Source organism: Pseudescherichia vulneris NBRC 102420, from assembly GCF_000759795.1.
Lineage (GTDB): Bacteria > Pseudomonadota > Gammaproteobacteria > Enterobacterales > Enterobacteriaceae > Pseudescherichia > Pseudescherichia vulneris.
This window is the reverse complement of record NZ_BBMZ01000012.1, coordinates 202,721-223,897: the sequence shown is the minus strand read 5'-3', so window position 1 is coordinate 223,897 and position 21,177 is coordinate 202,721. Positions and strand designations below refer to the sequence as shown.

The 21,177-nt window shown below is 56.9% G+C and carries 24 protein-coding genes; 7 read left to right on the top strand and 17 right to left on the bottom strand.

Going from position 1 to position 21,177, the window contains the following annotated elements; all coding sequences use genetic code 11:
* Positions 1–3: 3 nt before the first annotated feature.
* From fliJ to EV102420_RS11610, 7 genes are read right to left on the bottom strand one after another with little or no spacing between them, the layout of a single operon-like run.
* Positions 4–447: a flagellar export protein FliJ gene (fliJ, locus tag EV102420_RS11640; protein WP_042391870.1), complete on the bottom strand. Its 444-nt coding sequence runs from the start codon at positions 445–447 to the stop codon at positions 4–6.
* The gene (gene fliI, locus EV102420_RS11635; RefSeq protein ID WP_042391868.1) at positions 444–1,787 is read right to left on the bottom strand and encodes a flagellar protein export ATPase FliI; all 1,344 of its coding nucleotides are present in this window, start codon (positions 1,785–1,787) and stop codon (positions 444–446) included. Before fliI ends, fliJ begins: the two co-directional genes overlap by 4 nt.
* Complete coding sequence (gene fliH, locus EV102420_RS11630) at positions 1,765–2,472, bottom strand: flagellar assembly protein FliH (RefSeq protein ID WP_042391866.1); 708 nt, start codon at positions 2,470–2,472, stop codon at positions 1,765–1,767. Before fliH ends, fliI begins: the two co-directional genes overlap by 23 nt.
* A 13-nt stretch (positions 2,473–2,485) precedes the next feature.
* Entirely contained in the window at positions 2,486–3,505 is a 1,020-nt protein-coding gene (locus EV102420_RS11625) for a flagellar motor switch protein FliG (protein ID WP_042391864.1), read from the bottom strand.
* A complete protein-coding gene (gene fliF, locus EV102420_RS11620) occupies positions 3,483–5,135 on the bottom strand; it encodes a flagellar basal-body MS-ring/collar protein FliF (protein WP_042391860.1) in 1,653 nt (550 codons plus the stop codon). The genes EV102420_RS11625 and fliF overlap by 23 nt, the downstream gene beginning before the upstream one ends.
* Positions 5,136–5,137: 2 nt before the next feature.
* A complete protein-coding gene (fliE, locus tag EV102420_RS11615; RefSeq protein WP_042391858.1) occupies positions 5,138–5,491 on the bottom strand; it encodes a flagellar hook-basal body complex protein FliE in 354 nt (117 codons plus the stop codon).
* 34 nt (positions 5,492–5,525) lie between these two features.
* Positions 5,526–6,515, bottom strand: coding sequence for a sigma-54 interaction domain-containing protein (locus EV102420_RS11610; protein ID WP_042391855.1), 990 nt, complete (start codon positions 6,513–6,515; stop codon positions 5,526–5,528).
* 391 nt (positions 6,516–6,906) lie between these two features.
* Here EV102420_RS11610 and EV102420_RS11605 point away from each other — a divergent pair, with 391 nt between their 5' ends.
* From EV102420_RS11605 to flhA, 7 genes are read left to right on the top strand one after another with little or no spacing between them, the layout of a single operon-like run.
* Positions 6,907–7,767 (top strand): FliM/FliN family flagellar motor switch protein, encoded by an 861-nt coding sequence (locus EV102420_RS11605; RefSeq protein WP_042391853.1) that lies wholly within the window; start codon positions 6,907–6,909, stop codon positions 7,765–7,767.
* Positions 7,760–8,116: a FliM/FliN family flagellar motor switch protein gene (locus EV102420_RS11600; RefSeq protein WP_042391851.1), complete on the top strand. Its 357-nt coding sequence runs from the start codon at positions 7,760–7,762 to the stop codon at positions 8,114–8,116. Before EV102420_RS11605 ends, EV102420_RS11600 begins: the two co-directional genes overlap by 8 nt.
* Positions 8,113–8,865 (top strand): flagellar type III secretion system pore protein FliP, encoded by a 753-nt coding sequence (gene fliP, locus EV102420_RS11595; protein WP_042391848.1) that lies wholly within the window; start codon positions 8,113–8,115, stop codon positions 8,863–8,865. The genes EV102420_RS11600 and fliP overlap by 4 nt, the downstream gene beginning before the upstream one ends.
* A 16-nt stretch (positions 8,866–8,881) precedes the next feature.
* The gene (locus EV102420_RS11590; protein WP_042391845.1) at positions 8,882–9,154 is read left to right on the top strand and encodes a flagellar biosynthetic protein FliQ; all 273 of its coding nucleotides are present in this window, start codon (positions 8,882–8,884) and stop codon (positions 9,152–9,154) included.
* A 1-nt stretch (position 9,155) separates the two neighbouring features.
* Positions 9,156–9,935, top strand: a complete 780-nt coding sequence (fliR, locus tag EV102420_RS11585; RefSeq protein ID WP_042391843.1) for a flagellar biosynthetic protein FliR — start codon at positions 9,156–9,158, stop codon at positions 9,933–9,935.
* Positions 9,928–11,067 carry a flagellar biosynthesis protein FlhB gene (gene flhB / locus EV102420_RS11580; RefSeq protein WP_042391841.1) on the top strand — a complete coding sequence of 380 codons (1,140 nt, stop codon included), beginning with the start codon at positions 9,928–9,930 and terminating at the stop codon, positions 11,065–11,067. The genes fliR and flhB overlap by 8 nt, the downstream gene beginning before the upstream one ends.
* On the top strand, positions 11,051–13,144 hold the full coding sequence (gene flhA / locus EV102420_RS11575; RefSeq protein ID WP_042391839.1) for a flagellar biosynthesis protein FlhA: 2,094 nt from the start codon (positions 11,051–11,053) through the stop codon (positions 13,142–13,144). Before flhB ends, flhA begins: the two co-directional genes overlap by 17 nt.
* On the opposite strand, the gene EV102420_RS11570 is transcribed toward flhA, so the two are convergent.
* From EV102420_RS11570 to EV102420_RS11525, 10 genes are all read right to left on the bottom strand, one after another.
* A complete protein-coding gene (locus EV102420_RS11570) occupies positions 13,141–13,776 on the bottom strand; it encodes a C40 family peptidase (protein ID WP_042391958.1) in 636 nt (211 codons plus the stop codon). The two genes, flhA and EV102420_RS11570, sit on opposite strands and share 4 nt — an antisense overlap.
* Before the next feature lie 37 nt (positions 13,777–13,813).
* A complete protein-coding gene (gene lafU, locus EV102420_RS11565) occupies positions 13,814–14,785 on the bottom strand; it encodes a putative lateral flagellar export/assembly protein LafU (RefSeq protein ID WP_042391837.1) in 972 nt (323 codons plus the stop codon).
* Positions 14,785–15,651: a flagellar motor stator protein MotA gene (gene motA / locus EV102420_RS11560; protein WP_042391836.1), complete on the bottom strand. Its 867-nt coding sequence runs from the start codon at positions 15,649–15,651 to the stop codon at positions 14,785–14,787. Before motA ends, lafU begins: the two co-directional genes overlap by 1 nt.
* A gap of 16 nt (positions 15,652–15,667) precedes the next feature.
* On the bottom strand, positions 15,668–16,387 hold the full coding sequence (locus EV102420_RS11555) for a FliA/WhiG family RNA polymerase sigma factor (protein WP_042391834.1): 720 nt from the start codon (positions 16,385–16,387) through the stop codon (positions 15,668–15,670).
* Complete coding sequence (locus EV102420_RS11550) at positions 16,387–16,860, bottom strand: flagellar basal body-associated FliL family protein (RefSeq protein ID WP_042391831.1); 474 nt, start codon at positions 16,858–16,860, stop codon at positions 16,387–16,389. Before EV102420_RS11550 ends, EV102420_RS11555 begins: the two co-directional genes overlap by 1 nt.
* 6 nt (positions 16,861–16,866) lie before the next feature.
* Positions 16,867–17,928, bottom strand: a complete 1,062-nt coding sequence (locus tag EV102420_RS11545; RefSeq protein ID WP_052512360.1) for a flagellar hook-length control protein FliK — start codon at positions 17,926–17,928, stop codon at positions 16,867–16,869.
* Positions 17,925–18,242: a hypothetical protein gene (locus EV102420_RS11540; RefSeq protein ID WP_042391830.1), complete on the bottom strand. Its 318-nt coding sequence runs from the start codon at positions 18,240–18,242 to the stop codon at positions 17,925–17,927. Before EV102420_RS11540 ends, EV102420_RS11545 begins: the two co-directional genes overlap by 4 nt.
* Before the next feature lie 3 nt (positions 18,243–18,245).
* Positions 18,246–18,638, bottom strand: coding sequence for a flagellar export chaperone FliS (gene fliS, locus EV102420_RS11535; protein WP_042391829.1), 393 nt, complete (start codon positions 18,636–18,638; stop codon positions 18,246–18,248).
* 28 nt (positions 18,639–18,666) lie between these two features.
* On the bottom strand, positions 18,667–19,983 hold the full coding sequence (gene fliD / locus EV102420_RS11530; RefSeq protein WP_042391828.1) for a flagellar filament capping protein FliD: 1,317 nt from the start codon (positions 19,981–19,983) through the stop codon (positions 18,667–18,669).
* A gap of 196 nt (positions 19,984–20,179) precedes the next feature.
* Complete coding sequence (locus EV102420_RS11525) at positions 20,180–21,091, bottom strand: lateral flagellin LafA (RefSeq protein WP_042391827.1); 912 nt, start codon at positions 21,089–21,091, stop codon at positions 20,180–20,182.
* Positions 21,092–21,177 lie beyond the last annotated feature (86 nt).

Below are 21,177 nucleotides of genomic sequence, written 5' to 3'. Positions count from 1 at the left end.
ACTCTACTCCTCCAGACGCTGGGTTCGCAGCCAGCGTTGAGACGCAACGTCATCTACCGTTTTTTGCTCGCGGCTGGCCTGCTCGCTGGCGAACGTCTCCCGCCGGGTATCGAGGGTCAGCGCCACAATCTTCTCCTGACAGGCGGCCTGCATCAGGTTTTTTTGTATCTGCTGCGTTTTCATCTCCGCTAACGCTTTCTCCTGCTCCTGCCACTTCACGACGCGCAGCAGGCTGCCTTTATAGCCCGCAATATTGCTCAGCGTCTGGGCGCAAAAATGGGGTAGCTCTTCGGTGCGGGTCTTCTGCACCAGCTGCCCCAGGGCTTTGATATTGTTCTCGTACCGGGTAGCGACCTGCCGCTGCCGGGCCAGCGCCACCGTTGTGCTTTTTACCGCGCTATCGCGTAGGCGCTGAAGCTGAACAAGGGTGTGGATGGTCTGCTTCATGGTTTACCTTTTGTGGCCTGCGGAGAGGGAAACAGCGCAGCGAGTTGCGTCTGTACCTGCGCCAGCTCAGCGGGTTCATCAACCTGCTGGCGTAGAAAACGCTCAATGGCCGGAAAGCATTTCACGGCTTTATCAACCTGCGGATCGGCGCCCTCGACGTAGCCGCCGAGCGGGATAAGCGGTCTGATCTCCATATAGGCAGCGTAGTGCCGCTTGAGCTGGCTCACGGCCTGCTGATGCCAGCCAGGGATGATGTGCGTCATACAGCGGCTGATGGATTGACCAATATCAATGGCCGGATAGTGTCCGGCCTCGGCAAGCCTGCGGGTCAGGACAATATGACCGTCCAGCACCGCCCGCGCACAGTCCACGATAGGATCCTGCTGATCGTCGCCCTCGGCCAGCACGGTGTAGATGGCGGTCATGGATCCGCTGCTGTCGCTGTTGCCCGCGCTCTCTACCAGCCGGGGGATCATGCCAAACGCCGAGGGGGGATAGCCTTTGGTAGCTGGCGGCTCGCCCAACGACAGGGCGATTTCGCGCTGGGCCATGGCGTAGCGGGTTAACGAATCCACCAGCAACAGCACGTCGAAACCCTGGTCACGAAACCAGGCGGCAAGCGTATGGCATAGCTCGGTCGCCTTCAGGCGCATCAGCGGCGACTCATCCGCCGGTGCAACGACGACGACGGACTTTGCCAGGCCTTCATGGCCCAACGACCGATCGATAAACTCTTTGACCTCACGGCCCCGTTCACCAATCAGCCCCACCACCACCACCTGCGCGCGGGTCTGGCGGGTGATCATTCCAAGCAAGACGCTCTTGCCTACCCCGCTGCCCGCCATCAGGCCGACCCGCTGGCCCTTGCCGATGGTCAGCACGCCGTTGATCGCCTTCACGCCCACATCCAGCGGTTCGTCGACGGGACGACGGGTCAACGGATTTACCGATGGCGCAACGGAAGGTAGCACCTGCGTGCCACCCAGCCTGCCTTTGCCATCAATCGGCTCACCCAATCCGTTAACCACCCGGCCCAGCCAGCTTTCGCCTATCAGCAGGTGGCGAGCTTTCTCCTGCGGAAAGACGCGCGCACCGGCCATCAGCCCTGCTGGCTGTTTAAACGGCATCAAATAGGTCACCTCGCGGTTGAAGCCTACCGCCTGAGCATCAATAAAGCCGCACTCCGCGCTTTCGATGCGGCAGAGCTGACCCGTTGCCAGCTGGCAACCCACGCTTTCCAGTAACACACCGTTCATCCGCACCAGTCTGCCCGCCACGCGGGCAAATGCGATCGACTCAATGGAGCGCAGCGCATCGTCAAAGGGGAGTGGATTGTTCATCTGTCTCATCCGGGGCCAGCGTCTCTTTGAGAACCGTCATGCACTGCTCCAGACGGTGCTCGCAGCCAATATCCAGCTCGGACGCCTCGGTCACGATCCGGCACTCACCGGTAGAGAGATCCGCCGAGGCCACCAGCCCCCATGCAGCCACCTTCTCCGGGGCCACGCTCTGAATGCGGTTAAACTCTTCTACGCTCAGGCACACCTTGAGTGGATCCGGTACGCTGGGCAGAGCGGCAATTGCCTCCTCCACCAGCGCCAGCAGTTGGGTAGGCTGCAATGCCAGCTCGCAGCGGATCACTTGACGGGTCACTTTCTCTACCAGCTGAAGTAGATCTTCACGCTGCTTGCGCTGCACGTGGGCAAAATAGTCGTTGAGCCTGTCGGCGATGGCCTCCAGCGGCTGCGCGGCCTGAGTGAACTGCACCTGCCCAGCCTGCTGCCCGGCCAGACTGCCCTCGGCATAGCCTTGCCGGTAGCCCTCCGCCTGGCCTTTGGCCTGCCCCTCCTGAAAGCCGGTCTCCTGCCCTTCGCTGATGCCCTCCGCGAATCCTTTCTGCAGGCCCTGCTGGTAGCCATCCATAAGCTGGCGCTGAAAATCGGCGCTCCCTGCGTTTTTGTCCGTCAGCGCGGCGTGCCTCGGTGGAAAACGGTGTACCCGGTAGCGGCCTCGTAGTGTCTGCATCGCGTTTTCTCCCCTACTCCGCCGTCTGCTCGGCGAAAAGCTGAAGCTGGATCTCACCCGCCTCCTCCAGCTCTCGAGCGACGGCCATGATTTCACGGCGGACCTGCTCAATGCGGCTTATGGGAACCGGTCCGAGGCGCGCGGTGATGGTTTCCAGCTGCTGCGCTTGACGTTTCGGCATCACCGCAAAAATGGCTCGCCGCAGCGGCGGCTCGGTGCCCTTCAATGCCACGGCCCACTCCTCCATCGGGATCTCGTCGAGCAGGCGGCGACGCACCTCTTCGCTCTGGCGACTCAGAATAAAGAAGTCGTACATCTCATCCTGAAGCTGGTCCAGCACGCTGGCATCCAGCTCGCGCAGCCGATCGAGGATCTGCTGCTGGTTGCCCTGAAAGCGGTTAACGATATCCGCCGCCTGCTTAATGCCTTTCACTTTCGAACCGTGTTCGGAGAGTACCGACAGGCCTCGCTCAATCAGGCGATCCAGCTCGTCAACCACGTCACGGTTCACGTCGTTAAGCCTGGCAATACGGTAGAGAATTTCATCCTGCACGGCATCGTTCATATAGGTCAGCACCGTGGCGGCGATCTCCGGGGTTAAAAAAGCCAGGAAAACGGCCTGCAGCTGCAGATGCTCCTCGGCGATCAGCGCCGCCAGCTGACGGGGATCGACCCACTGCAGTCGCGCCATGCGTGAGCGGATCTCATCGCCATAGATGCCGTTGATGACGCTGCTGGCAATCTCCCCGCCAAGCGCCTTATTGAGGATCCCCTGCAGCATCACGCGCGATGCGCCGTTGATCCCGCTCTGCTCACGAAACTCGTCAAAGAAGTTGTTGATCACCTTTCTCGCCTGGCTGGTTTTCACTCCGGAGAGGCGTGCCATATATTCACTCAGGCGCACGACCTCTTCACGGCTTAGCTTTTGCATCACCGTTGCCGCCGCCTCTTCGCCAAGACACAGCAGCAGGATGGCCGCCTGCTCAAGATAGCTGGCGCTGCCTGGACTCTTATTTACTGTCAATTCGCTCATTGCTGGTAATCCACTGTCTGATCACGTCGGCGACGCGATCGGTATCGCTAATCGCCAGTTTTTTAAGGAACTCCAGCTTGGTTTCAAGACCAGAGCTCTGGGCAGGTAGCGCATCATCGCCAGAGAACGAGGGTAGCTCTATGCCCCTGCGCTCCTCATCATCCAGCGTCGCGGGAAGTGAGGATTCACTACGTTCCGCGGCACCTGCCATTGCTGCGTGTGCTTTACGCGTGGCGATAAGGTGTTTGACGAGCGGACGTACGACGAGCAGCAGAACCAGCAGCAGGAGCAGGCCGATACCGCCGAGGCGGCACCACGCCAGAATGTCATCGTTCTGCCACCACTTCACCGGCGGCGGCACGATCTTCTCTTCCGGCACAAATTGCATCAGCGAAAGTGACAGCTTGTCGCCTCGGCGCTCATCAATACCGGCGGCGTTGTTCAGCATGGCCGTCACCTGTGCCGTCTGCTCTGCTTTCCACGCCTTAACAGCGGTGGCGTCCTGATTCAGCACGACGGCAACGTTCAGACGTTTCAGCTCAAAGCCTGGGTGTTGAATATGCTCAACGGTCCGGTCATAGCTGTAGTCCCGCTGGCTCTCCGTACGCGCAGAGAGCGTATCGGGCGTCTTCTGCGCCCCGGCCTCAGGGGCCTGCGCAGGCGTAGCCTCCGGTGGCCGGTTGCTGAGCGAGCCGGGAATGCCGACCGCCAGACGCTCACTGCTTTTATCCTCTGTGCTTTGCTCCCGGTTAACCTTGGGCGTATCGCCAAGCCGCTCACGTGTCTCCTCAACGAGGCTAAGATCCAGCTCAGGCATGACGCTAATGCGAAAATTGTCTTTCCCCACCAGCGTGGTCAGCACGTTGGCCAGGCTGGCACGGGTCTTATTCTGAATGTCGCTGAGTAGCACATTCGCTTTATGGGTCCCGGCCAGAGGGTTGGTACCATCCACCACCCCTTCCGAAAGCAGATTTCCCGCCTGGTCAACGATGCTGACCTGGGCAGGCGGCAGCCCCGGCACGCTGCCGCTCACCAGATGGATAATGGCATTAACCTGCTCCCGGCTTAATTGGCTGCCATAGTGCAGACGCACCATCACCGAGGCGCTGTTTTGCGGTTTGTCGCTAACCACAAACGCGCTCTCTTCCTCGAGCGCCAGATGCACCCGCGCCGTTTCAACGGCGTCCAGCGACATGATGCTCTGCGCCATTTCGCCCTCCAGGCTGCGCTTGTAGCGAATGTTTTGCACAAACTGGCTGCTGCCGAGCACCTCGTCTTTATCCATCAGCTCATAGCCTGCCGGGCTTATCGCCTGGACGCCTTTTGCCGCCAGCGTCATACGAATGCCGGAGAGCTGCGCCTGCGGAACCAGAATCTGTCCGCTGCTGGGGTCAATACGGTAGGCGATCTTTTCACCGTCCAGCACGGTGATAACCTGTGAAATGGGCAGATCCTCCTGCGAGCCGAACAGCGCGGTATAGCCGCCGTTGCTGTGCCACAGGCTGCCGACAATAGCGGCGGTAAGCAGTAGCGCACCGCCCGCCAGCGCAAACCATTTTCGGTTTCCCGGCAGCAGGGAAGAGAGCGCAGCAAACGCCGCGTTCGCAGAGGCAAACAGTTTCTTTTTCATCGTTATATGGACATGTTCATCAGATCGTTAACGCCGCTCGCCACTTTATTTCTGACCTGAACAAGCGCCGAAAACGACAGGGACGCCTGCTGGCTGGCCAACATGGCCCCCACCAGATCGTCACTCTGCCCGCTGCTGACCGCGTTCTGCTGGGCGCTGGCGGCCTGCTGCAGGCTATCTACACGGTCGAGCGCATCACGCATCACCTGGTGAAAGCTCACACCAGAGGGATGCTCGCCCTCCGTCGCACGGCTGCTAATAGTTTGCGCGGAAAGCGGTGACGCAGCGGCAAGGCGGCTCATTCCGCTCATCTCCTGCTGCATGAGGAACAGGGAAGAATTACCAATGGTTTTCATGGCGTACTCATTATCTAAAAAGGATCTTATAAAATCAGAAGCTTATCTCTATGCCATGCTTGCGCATTGAGGCGAGCCGATAGCGTAGCGCGCGCGGTGTAATACCTAAGCAGTCGGCAATTTGTGTGCGGTTGCCCTGGTATTTGCGCATCAGATCGGCAATATAGTGATACTGCGCGACGCGCCCATGGCGCTGTAAATCGTCCCGGCTGGCGCTGCCAGGCTGTCGCAGGCTGGATGCCGTGGGACAGTCCACGCTTTCTATACTCGGTGCAAAGGGGAGTCCCAGCGCGCTGGCCTGGATAACGCCGTCCTGGTTTAAAATCATGCCGCGCTGCATGACGTTTTCGAGCTGGCGCACGTTGCCGGGCCAGGGATATTTCATTAGCGCTGCCTTTGCGGTTTCCGACAGGCTGATATTTTTGCCGATCGTGTGGGCATATTTTTTTATAAAGGACTCCGCCAGCGGCAAAATATCCTCAGGCCGCTCGCGTAAAGCCGGCACGGTAATAGGCACAACGGAAACGCGATAGAAAAGATCCTCGCGAAAACGCCCTGCGGCTACCTCTGCCTCAAGGTTTTTATTGGTGCTGGCGATCAGGCGGAAATTGAGTTTAATGGCTCGGTGGCTACCAAGGCGCTCGACCTGACGCTCCTGCAATACGCGAAGCAGCTTTGCCTGCAGTGCCAGCGTCATATCACCAATTTCATCCAGCAGCAGCGTGCCATTATTTGCCATCTCAAACTTTCCTGCCACGGCGTTCACCGCCCCGGTAAAGGCGCCTTTTTCATAGCCAAAAAGCGTTGATTCCAGCATCGACTCTGGAATGGCGGCACAGTTGATACCGATAAAGGGTGCAGCGCTATTGTCGCCAAACGCCATCGCGTGAATATATTGAGCGACGCACTCTTTTCCTGCGCCTGTTTCACCCAGGATCAGTACGGGGATATTAAAGCGGGCAACGCGCCTGGCTAAGGAAAATGTTTTAATGCTGGCAGGCGCCTGAGCAATAAAGGTCGGCATGGGTTTCTCGCATTTACGTATGTCACTGCATGCGAATCTATCACGTCACTTAAGTTTATTTGCTAATAAATGAATTAAAAACAATTAACGCATAATAATCATAATGTTATGTTAGATGTTAGCGAACATCAAAAAACTATTAAAAACATCTAAATTTAAAATAAACATTTAATAATAATTATCCACAAAACATCTATTGTATGATGCAACCATCTTCGCTTAAATAACGGCGCCTTTACTTTGCGCTAAGGATTATGCCACCACGTAAATGGATAGCGGCAATCTTAGCGCATCACTTAAATAGAAATGACTTTTTTTTGCCTGACTTAACGCTTTAGACAGCAAAGCGGCTTGCCCGGTCATTCGGTATTCACGACAGAGAACATGTCCCATGTTGAAGTACAGCCAAACCGCTGGAATAGCTTATCTTGATAGCCACCGCCTTGGCCGCCCATACCATCGCTTACCAAGCCTGTTTACGAGCAAATTTGACATTCTGGAAGCACGCGTGGGCAACTACTTTCTGAAAAAGCACCGCTCGAGCTTGTCATTAAAAAAAATAGCGTGTACGGCTGATATTAAAAATAAAAATGCTGACCTGCTGGTATCGGATAGAGGTCATTTGGCTTTTGATATAGATCGCCCGCTTCTGTTAACCATTCTCAATAATTTTTACGGCCTTGAAAGCAACGAAAATGCGCATAGCCACGCCGGACGGTTGCCAACAAAAACCGAAGCACGTCTTCGCACCCGGCTGGCGCTGGATCTCTGCCATATTCTTTTTCATCAGGAGACGTGGGGATTACCGCTACGCGTAAAAACAGATAACAGCACCATTATTAGCCAGTGGGCTTATCAAATTACCTTTACGCTGGGCGACGATGCAGACAGTAGCTTTTACATCTTGTTGGACAACGCCCATACCGACTGTTTTCTGAATATGCTGCGCCAGAGAGATCGGCCTCAGACCGACGCCAGCGACCTTGACCGTAAAAAAAGAGACCGCGCCGTCGTAGCCAAACTGATCGAGACGCTACCCCTGAGCCTGAATGTCAAAATCGCCGGGTTAAATATGGACGTTGCGTCGCTGACCGCCATCCGACCCGGAGATATTTTCCCGCTTACGTTACCCGAGACCTTCCCGGTCTTTATCGGGCAATCGCCGCTGTTTCACGCGCTGATTGTTGAAGAGAACGACAGACTCTATCTGTCTGATATTACGCCTACTGTTTCTGAGACGTCTTATGAATAATCATACCGATCCCCTTGACCAGGGCTTTGAATTAGCCAGTGCGAGTGACGCCCCGGCTGACTCCGCACCCACCCAGAACGCGCCAGCGTTAGCTGCCTCAATGGCGCTGCTCAAACGCATTCCCGTCACGCTAACGCTGGAGGTCTCCTCGGTTGAGGTGATGCTTGCCGATCTGCTGAATATTGACGACGACACGGTCATTGAACTCAATAAGCTCGCGGGAGAGCCGCTGGATATTAAGGTAAACAATATCCTGCTGGGTAAGGCCGAAGTGGTGGTGGTCAATGAAAAATATGGTCTGCGGGTCATTGAGTTTAACACCCGCGACATTAACGAACTGACATCATGACACGTCTGCTCTGCCTGCTAGCCGCAAGCACGCTGCTGCTCGTCTCCCCTGCCGTTCTGGCGCAGGGGGGCGATATCTCGCTGTTCCACGTCGTCAACCACGGCGATACGCAGGAGTACAGCGTCAAGATCCAGATCCTCATTCTCATGACGCTGGTGGGCCTGCTGCCTACCCTGCTCCTGATGATGACCTGCTTCACGCGATTTATCATCGTGCTCTCGCTGCTGCGTCAAGCGCTGGGGCTCCAGCAGACGCCGCCAAACCGTATTCTTATCGGCATTGCGCTGACATTAACCCTGCTGGTGATGCGCCCCATCTGGCTGACTATCTATGAGCGTGCGGTTGTGCCCTTTGAGCAGGATGAGATAACGCTACCCCAGGCGCTGGAGACCGCCAGCGTGCCGCTTAAGCGCTTTATGCTGGCGCAAACCAGTAAAAAGGCGATGGCGCAGATCATGACTATTGCTAACGCTAAGGGCGACGCGGCGCAGCAGGATCTGTTAATCGTTGTACCGGCCTATATGCTCAGCGAGCTGAAAACCGCGTTTCAGATCGGCTTTATGATCTACATCCCTTTTCTGGTGATCGATCTGATTGTTGCCAGCGTACTGATGGCGATGGGGATGATGATGCTTTCACCGCTGATCGTCTCTCTGCCGTTCAAGCTCATGGTTTTCGTGCTGATTGACGGCTGGTCGCTCACCGTTGGCACGCTGACGGACAGCATTCGCGGGCTGGGGCTAGGATAATGAGCGAGGTACCGTCATGCTGACCGTCGATACCGCCGCCGATCTCGTCGCCAGCGGCATTAAGATCGTAATTATGCTGGTCTCGGTGCTGGTGGTTCCCAGCCTGTTAGTGGGCCTGTGCGTCAGTATCTTCCAGGCCGTGACCCAGATTAACGAACAGACGCTTAGCTTCCTGCCACGGCTTATCGTTACGCTGATCGTGCTCGCCGTCTGTGGGAAGTGGATGATCGTACAGCTTAGCGATCTCTGTACGCATCTCTTCGCCCAGGCCGCGTTGATGGTGGGCTAAGATGAGCCAGCTTGACGTCATTCAGTTCAGCCACCTGGCGCTGGGGCTATGGTATCCCTTCGTTCGCATCATGGCTTTTCTCCAGTATGGGCCGATTTTTGACAGCAAAGCCTTTAGCGTGCGCATCCGTATTATCATCGCCCTGGCGCTGGCCGTTGTTCTAACCCCGCTGGTCAATCCGCCCGTGCCCGAGGGGCTGCTGAACCTGCACACGATTATTCTTACCGTCGAGCAGATCCTCTGGGGCGTGCTGTTTGGTCTGATGATGCAGTTTATCTACCTGACGCTGCAGCTCGCCGGGCAGATCCTCTCCTTCAATATGGGCATGAGCATGGCGGTGATGAACGATCCCAACAGCGGCGCGTCAACCACCGTGCTGGCAGAATTTATCTACATCTATGCCGCGATCCTCTTCTTCGCGATGGATGGGCATCTGCTGCTGGTCAGCATTCTCTACAAAGGGTTTATCTACTGGCCGCCCGGCAGCGCGCTGCTGCCGCAAACGCTGCGCAGCGTCTCCCTTGCGCTGGGTTGGGTATTCTCCTCTGCGATGCTGCTGGCGTTGCCCGCAACCTTTATCATGCTGATCGTTCAGGGCGGATTTGGCCTGCTTAACCGTATCTCTCCGGCGTTGAATCTCTATTCGCTGGGCTTTCCCATCGCCATGCTGGCCGGGCTTATCTGCTTTGCCGCCCTGCTCTCCGCGTTGCCGGACCACTATTTACAGCTGGTTAATCGGGTTCTGGCGGAGTTTGATGCCCTGCGGAGGACGCATGGCTGACGCGGCAAGTGAAGAGAAGACCGAGAAGCCCTCGGCGCAGAAGCGGCGTAAGGCGCGGCAAGAGGGCCAGATCCCTCGTTCAAAGGATATGGGGCTTGCCGCCAGCCTGTTGGCCGCCTTTATCGTGGTCAGCAGCAGCTTTCACTGGTATCGCGACTTTGTTCAGGAAGCCTTTCTGACCGTACATCAGTACGGGCAGCACATCGGCGATCCGGATATTCTTGGTCAGTTTCTTCAACACAATTTGCTGATACTGCTTAAATTTATTCTCACGCTGACGCCCATGCCGTTGGCAGCGTTGATCGCCTCGCTGATCCCCGGCGGCTGGATCTTCTCGTTAAAAAAGATCTTTCCCGATCTCAGTAAAATCAGCCCGCTAAAAGGCATAGGGCGCCTCTTCTCCAGCGAGCAGATTATCGACGTCGGCAAGATGATAGTAAAAAGTGTGCTGGTTCTGCTGCTGCTTGCGGTCAGCCTTCACCGTCACTTTGCTGCTTTTCTCGATCTACAAAACCGCTACTTTGCGCCTGCGGTTAGCGAGGGGCTGTCGCTCTATCATGACGTCATGCTGAACGTCGTGATGCTGTTTATCCTGTTTGCCCTTTTCGATGTCCCACTGGCTAAGCATATGTTTACCAAAGGATTGAAAATGACCAAGCAGGAGGTAAAGGACGAGTACAAAAACCAGGAGGGTAGCCCGGAGATCAAAGCCAGAGTGCGTCGCCTGCAACGGCAGATGGCGCTGGGACAGATCCGCCGCGTGGTCCCCAAAGCCGACGTGGTGATTGCCAACCCCACCCATTTCGCGGTGGCGTTGCAGTACGACCAGGCGCGGGCAGCAGCGCCCTTTGTGGTGGCCAAAGGCACCGATGAGGTGGCGCGTTACATTCGCGAGGTGGCTCAGGAGCATCATATTGAAGTGGTGGAGTTTCCCAAACTGGCTCGTGCGGTCTACTACACCACCCAGGTTAACCAGCAGATCCCTTATCAACTTTTTCGCGCAATCGCCCACGTTCTGACCTACGTCCTGCAGCTTAAATCCTGGCGGGCAGGCAGCCAGATGCGGCCCGCGCTTAACCGTCATATTTCCATTCCGAACGAGGTCCTGAAGCAGGATGCAGAAACAGATTAAATACGTGATGACGGCGCTGAGCCGCAGCCGGCCCGGCGTTCCGTTACTTCTCCTGGCCATTCTGGCAATGGTGATCCTGCCGCTGCCGCCGATGCTGCTGGACGCCCTGTTTACCTTCAACATCGTGCTGGCGGTGCTGGTGCTGCTGGTCAGCGTTTCGACCAAAAGACCGCTGGACTTCAGCCTGTTCCCGACGGTGCTGCTGATTACCACCCTGATGCGTCTGACCCTTAACGTTGCCTCTACCCGCGTAGTGCTGCTGTACGGCCACGAGGGGATCGGCGCGGCAGGGAAAGTGATCGAGTCCTTTGGCCAGGTAGTCATCGGCGGTAACTTTGTGGTTGGGTTCGTGGTGTTTATTATCCTGATGATCATCAACTTTATCGTGGTGACTAAGGGTGCAGAGCGAATCTCTGAGGTATCGGCGCGCTTTACGCTGGACGCCATGCCGGGTAAGCAGATGGCGATTGATGCCGATCTCAACGCCGGGCTGATTAACCAGACCCAGGCGCAGGCCCGGCGTAAAGAGGTAACCAGCGAGGCGGATTTCTATGGCGCGATGGACGGTGCCTCAAAGTTCGTGCGCGGTGACGCCATTGCCGGGATGCTGATCCTGGCCATCAACTTGATTGGCGGCGTCTGCATCGGCATTTTTAAATACGACCTTAGCGCCGAGGCGGCTTTCCAGCAGTATGTGCTGATGACCATCGGCGACGGGCTAGTGGCGCAGATCCCCTCCCTGCTGTTGTCCACCGCAGCGGCGATCATCGTAACCCGCGTCAGCGACAGCGGGGATATCTCCAGCGCCGTTAAAGCGCAGCTGCTGGCCTCGCCGTCGACGATCTACACCGCCAGCGGCGTGATGTTCGTGCTGGCCATCGTGCCGGGAATGCCGCATCTCCCTTTCCTGCTCTTCTCCGCCCTGCTCGGCTTTACCGGCTGGCGGCAGAGCAAACGGCCACAGGCGGCGCAAACGGATGAGAAGAGCCTTGCCACGCTGAGCAAGGCGCTGACGGAAACCCCCGAGCAGCAGGTAAGCTGGGAGACGATCCCGCTGATTGAGCCGGTTAGCCTGAGCCTTGGCTACCGTCTGGTCTCCCTGCTGGATAAAGCCAACGGCAGCCCGCTGACCCAGCGCATACGCGGCCTCCGGCAGGCGATCTCCGAGAGCAACGGCCTGCTGTTACCGGAGATCCGTATCCGCGAGAACTTTCGCCTGAAGCCGACCCAGTACGCCATCTATATCAACGGCATTAAGGCCGATAGCGGCGATATTCCCGCAGACAGGCTGATGGCGTTGCCCTCGGCGGAAACCTACGGTGAAATTGACGGTACGCCGGGCGTCGATCCGGCTTACGGGATGCCCGTCACCTGGATCACCGCTGCGCAAAAAACCAAAGCGCTCAATTTGGGCTATCAGGTTATCGACTCGGCGAGCATTATCGCCACCCATCTCAACAAAGTGGTCACCCGCTTTATTCCCGACCTGTTTAACTATGATGACGTAACCCAGTTGCACAACCGGCTTGCCTCGCTGGCCCCTAAGCTGGCGGAGGATTTAGCCAGTGCGCTGAACTACAGTCAGGCGCTAAAGGTCTACCGGGCGCTGCTTACCGAGCGTGTCTCACTGCGTGATATTGTGACCATTGCCACCGTGCTGGTGGCCAGCAGCGCGGTGACCAAGGATCCGATTTTGCTGGTGTCGGATGTACGCCTCGCCCTGCGCCGCAGCATTACCCACGGGCTGGTGCGCAATGAGGAGCTGGCGGTCTATACGCTGAATAACGAGCTAGAGAATTTGCTGATTGGGGTCGTTAACCAGGCGCAGCAGAGCGGGAAAGTCATGCTCGACAGCGTGCCGCTCGATCCCAATATGCTGAGCCAGTTCCAGCAAAATATGCCTCAGGTGCATGAGCAGATGAAGGCAGCGGGCAGAGAGCCGGTGCTATTGGTTGCTCCGCAGCTGCGTCCGCTGCTGGCCCGCTATGCGCGGCTGTTTGCCAGCGGCCTGCAGGTACTCTCCTATAACGAAGTGCCGGACGAGCTGGAGATAAAAATTCTTGGTACGCTTAGCTAACCCGGCATGCGTACGGTGCTGTTCAGCAGGATGCGCTTCCCACCTAAGAAGCGCGCCTGCCAGAACGCATCGGACAGGTCGCTGATGCGGATCTGCTCGCCGGTGCGGGGCGATTCGATAAAGCGGTTGTTGCCGAGATAGACGCCAACATGATCGGCTTTATCACGAGAGTGAATGCCAAAAAAGAGCAGATCGCCGCGTCTGAGATCGTTATCCGCGACGTCTAGCGCCTGCCGGTAGTGATACATCTCATTGGCGGTCCGCGGTAGCTTCGCCGCCAGCAACGGGTTAAAGGCGTAGAAGATCAGTCCACTGCAATCAAAGCCCTCCTCCGGCGTTTCGCCTCCCCAGACATAAGGTTTGCCAAGCTGCGCCTGTAAGCGGCGTATCGCTTTTTCAACGACGGGCTGAAGATGCATGTCGCCTGCCAGGAGTGGCATGGCGAACCACTCGGGGTGATGTTGCAAAAGAGCCCGGTTCTGCGCCCGCAAAGCGGCTTTCGCCGCGCTGTTGCCGCGGATCACTGGCGTAGGAGAAAGCGGTTTCGCCTTGACCTTCGCCAGCAGCAGACGATTGTGCATTCGCTGGCGAGGCGTCGATTTTGCCGCTGCGTCAGACGGAAACAACGCCATGACGAGGGCGGTAATGAGTAGTCCAACACGCAGCGGCTTAGCGAGGCACATGCTCTGCCTGTGTTGAAGGGGCGTGCTCCAGCTTGCTGGCCAGCGGCTTAACAATCTTCTCGCCCTGCGCGCCGAAAAATTGATAGAGCGTGTCGGCCGCCGTATGGGTTAAGACCATGATCTCAATCCGTCGGTTGTTTGCGCCCTCTGGGTTCTGGGCATCCAGTAGCATACGGTCGGCCATCGCACTGACCTGCATCACTTTATCTTTCGGCATGCCGGCCTGCTCCATGACGCGGCGGGCTGAAAGAGCACGATCTCCGGAGAGGTTCCAGTTGTTGTATCCGGCACTTTTATAGCCCAGTGCGTCAGTGTGGCCGGTGATAATCAGCTTGTTATCCAGAGAGTTGAAGATGGGCGTCAGCTCGGTCAGCAGCGATCGGAAGAACGGCATAATAGTGGCGCTGCCGCGCTCAAACATGCTGCGCTTCTGATTATCCTTAATTAATATTCGCAGCCCCTGGGGAACGATCTCCATCTCAAGATTGCTCTCCATATGGGCCTTCAGGGCAATCTCGTTGATGCTGTTCGCCAGCTCACCCAGCTCCCGCGCCGATTTTTGTCTCATGCGCATTGCCGCACTGCTGGCCTCCTGCGTCTTCTTTAGATCCGCTTCGGCGCGGCGCGCCAGCCGCTCTTTGCTCACGGCCTGCGCCTGCTCATGGCTGCGCCCATCGGCAGAGCCCGCCATCTTTTTCGGAAGATGGCTCAGCGGGGCCATTATTCCACCGCCGAAGAAAATAGACTGTCCGTGCAGCGCGGCCACGATCTCCTCCCGGTCGGACTGGCTGACGCTGTTGACAATCCACAGGGTCATAAACAGCGCCATCATCGCAAGAGTGAAGTCGGCAAAGGCCACTTTCCAGGCACCGCCGTGGTGCCCGGCATGGCTCTTTTTGATCTGCCGACGAATAATGGTGGTCTTCTTGCCCCGATCGCGCCGGTTTGCGGTCGCCATTATTCCTCTTCCTCCAGCATGGCGTTGACCCAGGCATCAAGGTTGGCAAAGGTCGGCTTCGAGGCCAGATGCAGCAGCTTGCGGCCCGCATCCACGGCTAACAGCGTTGGCTTGCCTCCGGCCTGGGCCACCAGCACGGTGCGGACGCACTCCAGCAGAGAGTGCTCGGCTCGCGCCTGCTGCTCCATTGCATTGGCCAGCGGATCCATAAAGCAGTAACAAATGAAGACGCCCAGAAAGGTCCCCACCAGCGCAGCAGCCACTTTCAGGCCAATCAGCGCAATTGAGCCATCAATGGACTGCATGGTAATAATGATCCCCAGCACCGCCGCACAGATACCAAACCCGGGCATCGCCTCCGCCGTACGCTGCAGCGAGCGTGAGGGGGTAAGCAGCTCCTCCTCAATGGTCTCCAGCTCCTGATCGAGGATCCCCTCCAGCTCATGGGCGTCGATTTTGCCCATCGCCATCAGGCGAAAGTTATCGGCAATAAACATCACCAGCCGCTTCTGTTTAAGTACCAGCGGGAATTTCTGGAATATGGTGCTCTCTTCCGGCTGCTCAATATGCTGATCGAGCATGCGTAACCCGCCGGTTTGTACCATTTCGAGCAGCTCATACAGGCACATTAAAAGCTGACGCTGAAATTCAGCTCCGAGCTTTTTCTTGCTGATTACACCTTTGATCTGATGGGCTATTTCCCGCAGCACGTGCAACGGGTTGGCAATAATCATTGACCCAATGCCTGCGCCGATAATGATCATAATTTCCGCAGGTTGCCAAATAGCCACCAGCTGGCCACCCTCAACAAAATAGCCACCAAAAACGCAGCCCAATATAATTATCAATCCTAATATTTTTTGCATGAATATCTCGAAACGTTTAGTGGCTGAAAAAATAGGTGCGTAGCTTTTCCGCTATCTTTTTATTGAGCTGACAAATTCTGGCTTCGGTGAGTCCCAGCACCAGGGCAATCTCTTTTAGATTCATATCCTGCTGATAATATAAATAGAGGATCTGCTGCTCTTTCGCTGACAGCGTCTGCAACGCCCGGCTCAGCATATGTTGCGTCACGATCTGATCTTCCAACCTGCGTCCTAGCAGCGGCAATTCGCCGGGCCGATCGCTCAGCAGCGCGTCGAGGCTCTCCAACGTATCGGCACCCTCCAATGCAAGGTACTGCTGATACTCGGCGGCACTCACGCCATCAGCCTCCAGTTCGCCAGGCTCTGGCTCGCGGCCCAGCACTTTACGCCGCTCCCGGATAAGATCTTTGATCTGGTAAAACTTTTGCCGGAGCTGACGCGGACGCCAGTCAAGGCGTCTCAGCGCGTCCAGCACCGCGCCCCGAATGCGCTGCACCGCATAGCCGCCGAACCCCTCGTCAGGCTTGCCGTAGCGGCGCAGGGCGTCAAGCAGACCGATGAGCGCCACCTGCTGCATATCCTCTCTCTCCATCACGCAGCTGCACTGCGGCGCAAGCTGTTTTACCACCTTGCGCACCAGCGGCAGATAGGCCTGCAGGTAGTGGCTCTCCTGAGCAGGCGTTAAGGGAGAGAGCGTCTGAAACGCCTGCATCTCATAGGGTGCTGACGTCAGCATCACTGGAAAACCATTTTGCTGATTAATATATCGCTGTAAGGGCCTGGCGTAGCCCTGCTTTTCAGTTCACGATGTAACGCGGTATTAAGCAGCGTTTTTATTTCATTGATTTTTAAGGCGCGGACTTTTTCATATTCCCTATCCGCCAACGTCGTTAAAATAATGCTCTGATAAAGCGGTTCGTCGGCCTGGATCTTTTTAGACGCCTCCTCGCTCTCCGCCACCATCGTCAGCGCCAGTAGCATATAGTGATCTTCGCCCTGAGCATCGCTGAGCGTAATGACGGATTCCTTTAATGAAACAAAGATATCGTTAGCGTGCTTGTTCTTATTTTCCGGGGCGCTCTTTTTTAAAGAGAGTTTGGCAGCGGATCCTGAAGGCTGCATAGCGTTAATAACAAACCATGCTGCACCGCCGCCAATAAGAATAGAGAGCACTACACCAACAAGGCCGGTAATGACTATTTTTTTCATCTGTTATCACACTTTAATTAATAGATTTTCGCTCTTCTGTAAACCGCTCTCATCGGTATCCAGCTCGATGGCAGAGCGTATTGTCGTGGCGTTTTGCCGCTCCTCGCGCTGCCGCCGCGAATCGGATTGCGACTGTCCGTCCGGGGAGACCTGTACCTCTACCTGCATGAAGTTCTGCTGGGTGAGCTGAACCCGCAGCGCATCACCGCACTGTTGCAGGGTACGGCAGACGTCCGCCTGGGACGCGCCGATATGCACCGTTAATTTGCCTGCATCCAGCTGAATAGCGATCTCCAGTTTGCCCAGCGAGGGCGGATCGAGGCGAATGGTGGAGATCTGCTGCTGCTGACTAAGTTGAAAATGGATGTTCTCTTTCAGCATATGGACCAGCGCCTCGCCCCACTGCGCGGCGCGGGTATCAACGCTCACGACCTGCTCCGGCTGTATCCTGCTGGCCACAAGGCGGGTATCGTCTTGGATAAAGGTGGTATGTGCCGCGAGCGATGCGGGCTCTGGCCACTCGTGAACCATTTTTTCATTCACCGCATGACGTAACGCACCGGCACGCTCCGGTCGCGGGGCCTCTGGCTGAACGCCTAACGAGGCGACCGCAGGAAGATTTTCCGTCGCCAAACGGGCCTGCTCTGCCAGCTGTTTCGGCGTAGCGGTAGCGTGCTGCGCTGGCAGCGTGTCTGGCGTTATCGGCGTCTGCATCTGCATTGACGACACCGTCTGGGCTATCTGCACTGGCAGGGTTATCTGCTCCGGCAGTGCCGCCTGCCCTCTTTTTTCCGCTATGGCGGGACGTTCAGGCATCAGCAGCACGGCCATCAACGCCTCCAGCGGCTGAGCCTCCGTTTCATCCTGCACGGCACGTTTAGCCTGCTTTTCAGCGGGTGCACGCTCTCCCGCCCCTTCGGCCAGAGTTTGCAGGTGCTCTAACAGGGCATTTTGTACGGTTTCCGGCAGCGTGAAGGTATGCGTCTGCGGGTTGTCCGCCTGCGGCTGAACGGAGGCGGATGCAAGCCGCTGCGTCAGGGCGTTGGTCAGTAAGTTCAGCATATTCATGGCTGCTCCGACAGGATATTCGCCAGCGAGTAGGCCAGCGCCCCTTCGCGCTGCTGGCGGTGTTTCTCCATGCGCGCCTTCAGCAGCGCTGCCCGCTCGGTTCGCCGGGCGATGATCTCGCCAAACGCCTGACGCAGCCGAGCCTTGAGCGCCGTCAGCTCCTCCTCCGGCGGCTGGCTGGCGCAGTAGGCGTTAAACAGCGCCATCAGGCGGGTATGTAGCGCAGGCATCCTGCGCCAGCGCTGCTTATTCAAGGCTTCATCCATGGCATTCAGCAGCGCATCCATCTGCTCATTTACGGTTTGCGTTTCCATTGTTTAACCCAGCTTTTTCGCCAGCCCCTGCCAGCCCTCATGCAGATTGGTCAAAATCAGCACCACCTCGTCTATTTTTTGCGTATTGAGTTCACTGCTGGCTTCATACAGGCGATAGACACAGTGGTCATAGAGCCGTGCCAGATTCAGCACCAGTTCACCGCCGCTCTCAAACTCCAGCGAGCTGGTCAGCGCGTTAAGAATGTCGATGCATTTATTGATGCTTTTGGCCTTGCGGTCGTAGCGTTTATGCGTGATATGGCTTTTGGCGCGCTCCAGCTCCTCCAGCAGACCGGTATAGAGCACCAGCACGAGCTCCAATGGCGACGCCGAGGCCGTGCGGGAGGCCAGATCGATATCTTTATAGTGGCCATAGCCGTTATCAGAAGCGTACATAGCGTGAATTCCTCTGTTTCTGTGTCGCTCAGGCAAACGCCGCCATGCTTACCTGCATCGAGTAGATTTCAACCATCGTCGAGGTGTACTCCTGCAAATAGCGCTCGTAGGAGGCGTTATAGGTCTCTTTTACCTGATCAACCTCGCGGGTGAGTTTGTCCTGCTCCTCGGTAAGCGCGTCCTGCCGCTGAGTGATAACGCCGCTGTTATCATCCAGATAGGTCTCCATCACGCTATCGAGCTGAGCGGTCATGCTGTCGTCGCCGACAAACAGCGAGGTCAGGCCCGCCGGGTTCTCCGCCATGGCTGCGCTAAACTGCTCGGAGTCGATTTGCAGATGACCGTCTGCGTCAAGCGCGATGCCGTAGTCGAGCATCGAGCCACCGTTATAGGTGGCATGAGTAATGCTCTGGATCTGACGCTCCAGCGAGGAGATCCCCGCATCGCCAGCAAAGGGGCCCGCTGGCTGGCCGTTGCTGCCAAAGGTGGTTAATGAATCGAGGGTATCCACCAGCGTGTTGTAGGCATCGACAAACGTCTGCACCTTCTCCTGCGTTGCCGTCACGTCGTTTGCCACGGTGAAGGTGATGGGGCCATCCGCCTCTGAAGTTTCAGCAAAGGTGATCGAGACGCCAGGGATGAGGTCGGTATAGTTGTTGGAGCCGCTGGTGATCTGCACCCCATCTTCCGGCGAGCTGCCGAGATAAATGACCGAGTCCTGTGCGACAGAGAGATCCTTCTGCGCGCTAAGATCCGTGGCAAAGGCCGAGCTGGGATCGATGCCGCTGGTCGAGACCGTAAACGCATGGTCTTGCCCGGTCTCATCGGCGGTGAGCATCAGGGTTGTCGACTCGCCGGTGTTCACCAGCGTGGCGGTGATGCCTGGGTTATCTTCCGCGCCGTTAATGGCGTTGCACAGTTCGCTGACCGACACGCTGCCGTCGGCGTCGCCGTCTGCCTGGGCGAGATCGATATCCATCTCGCTGTCGCCCATCGTAATGGTAAAGGTGCCGCTACTGGGGATATCGCCGTCGGCGATATTGAAAGTGCTCTGCTGGGCGGTCGCCAGCTGCTGAACATAAAAGGTGTAGGTGCCCGCCTGCGCCTCGGAATTGGCGGTGGCGGTGGCAGCGTCATTGTTTGCCTTAACCGTATTGACCACCGCCCCGCTGGTCTCACTGTTTAACGCATCTACCGCCGACTGAAAGGACGTCAGGGCGCTCTCCAGCGTCGACAGCGCAGCGCTTTCGGTATCCAGATCGGTTTGCTGGCGCTCCAGCTGGCTTGCTCGAGTAGAGACGTCCATCAGGGCAAATTGTTTCGCCATTACTTGCGGGTTTATCATCGTCGCTCCATTCAGTTATCAATACCCATAGCAATAACAGTGCCAAAATTTATTATTTATAATTCAATATGTTAAAAAACGCGGGGAGGAAGTGCAGCTTCCGCAGACAGGGAAAGTCTCTTTCCCCCAGAGTGGTCCTAGCAGAAAAAACAGCCATACCGCACAGACGCGGTATGGCGGAGTACAACCTGGTCGCTTATTGCAGCAGGCTGGAGACCATCCCGGACATGCTGTTGGACTGCTTCAGCATGGTGATGCCGGTCTGCATCAGCACCTGCTGTTTGGACATGTTTGACGCTTCCGTGGCGTAATCGGTATCCATGATGTTGCCAATGGCGACTTCGGTGTTGTCCTGCATGCTTTGCAGGTTGGTCGCCGTACTGCTCAGGCGGTTCATGGTCGCACCCAGGGTAGACTGAATGCTGCCGACTTCATCCATGACGCCCTGCACCGCGCTAATGGTCGCGTTTGCTGAATCCAGGGTCATCAGTTCGGTGCCAGCCGTGCCGCTGGCAGATGCACCGCCCGCACCGTCAGTACCGTAGTCGGTGCTAAACGCTGCGCTCAGGCTGCCCAGATCCGTTGCCAGCTGGCTGACCTGAGAGGAGATATTGATAGTGATCTGATCGGTAGACTGGGATCCCACCTGGAAGGTGACCCCGGACGCGCTGGTGAACAGGCCGTTCTCAGATTTATTAAACAGGTTGGTGCCGCCGTTGGTGGTGTTCTGCAGCATGTCGGACATCTCCTGTCCCAGCTCGTCGAACTCGGACTGCATGGCCGTACGGTCGTCATCGCTGTAGGTTCCGTTCGATGCCTGAGTTGCGAGTTCGTCCATGCGGCCCAGAATATCGGTCATTTCGTCAAACATGCCGTCGGCGGTTTGCAGCATGGCGGTGGCATCGGCAATGTTACGCTGGGCCATGGCCATGCCATCAGACTGGGTCTGCATACGGTTAGCAATCTGTTTACCCGCCGCGTCGTCCGCAGACGAGTTGATACGCGTCCCGGTTGCCAGGCGCTCCATGGACTGGCTGAGTGAGGCGTTGCTTTTGTTGATGGCGTTAACTGCCGCCATCGAGGCGGCGTTGGTATTGATAGATAACATGGTTCTGCTCCTTGAATAAGTGAATATCAGCTGAGGTACAGAACTAAAGCGACGCAGGTTGGAAAAAATTAAGCAGGCGGTGAAAA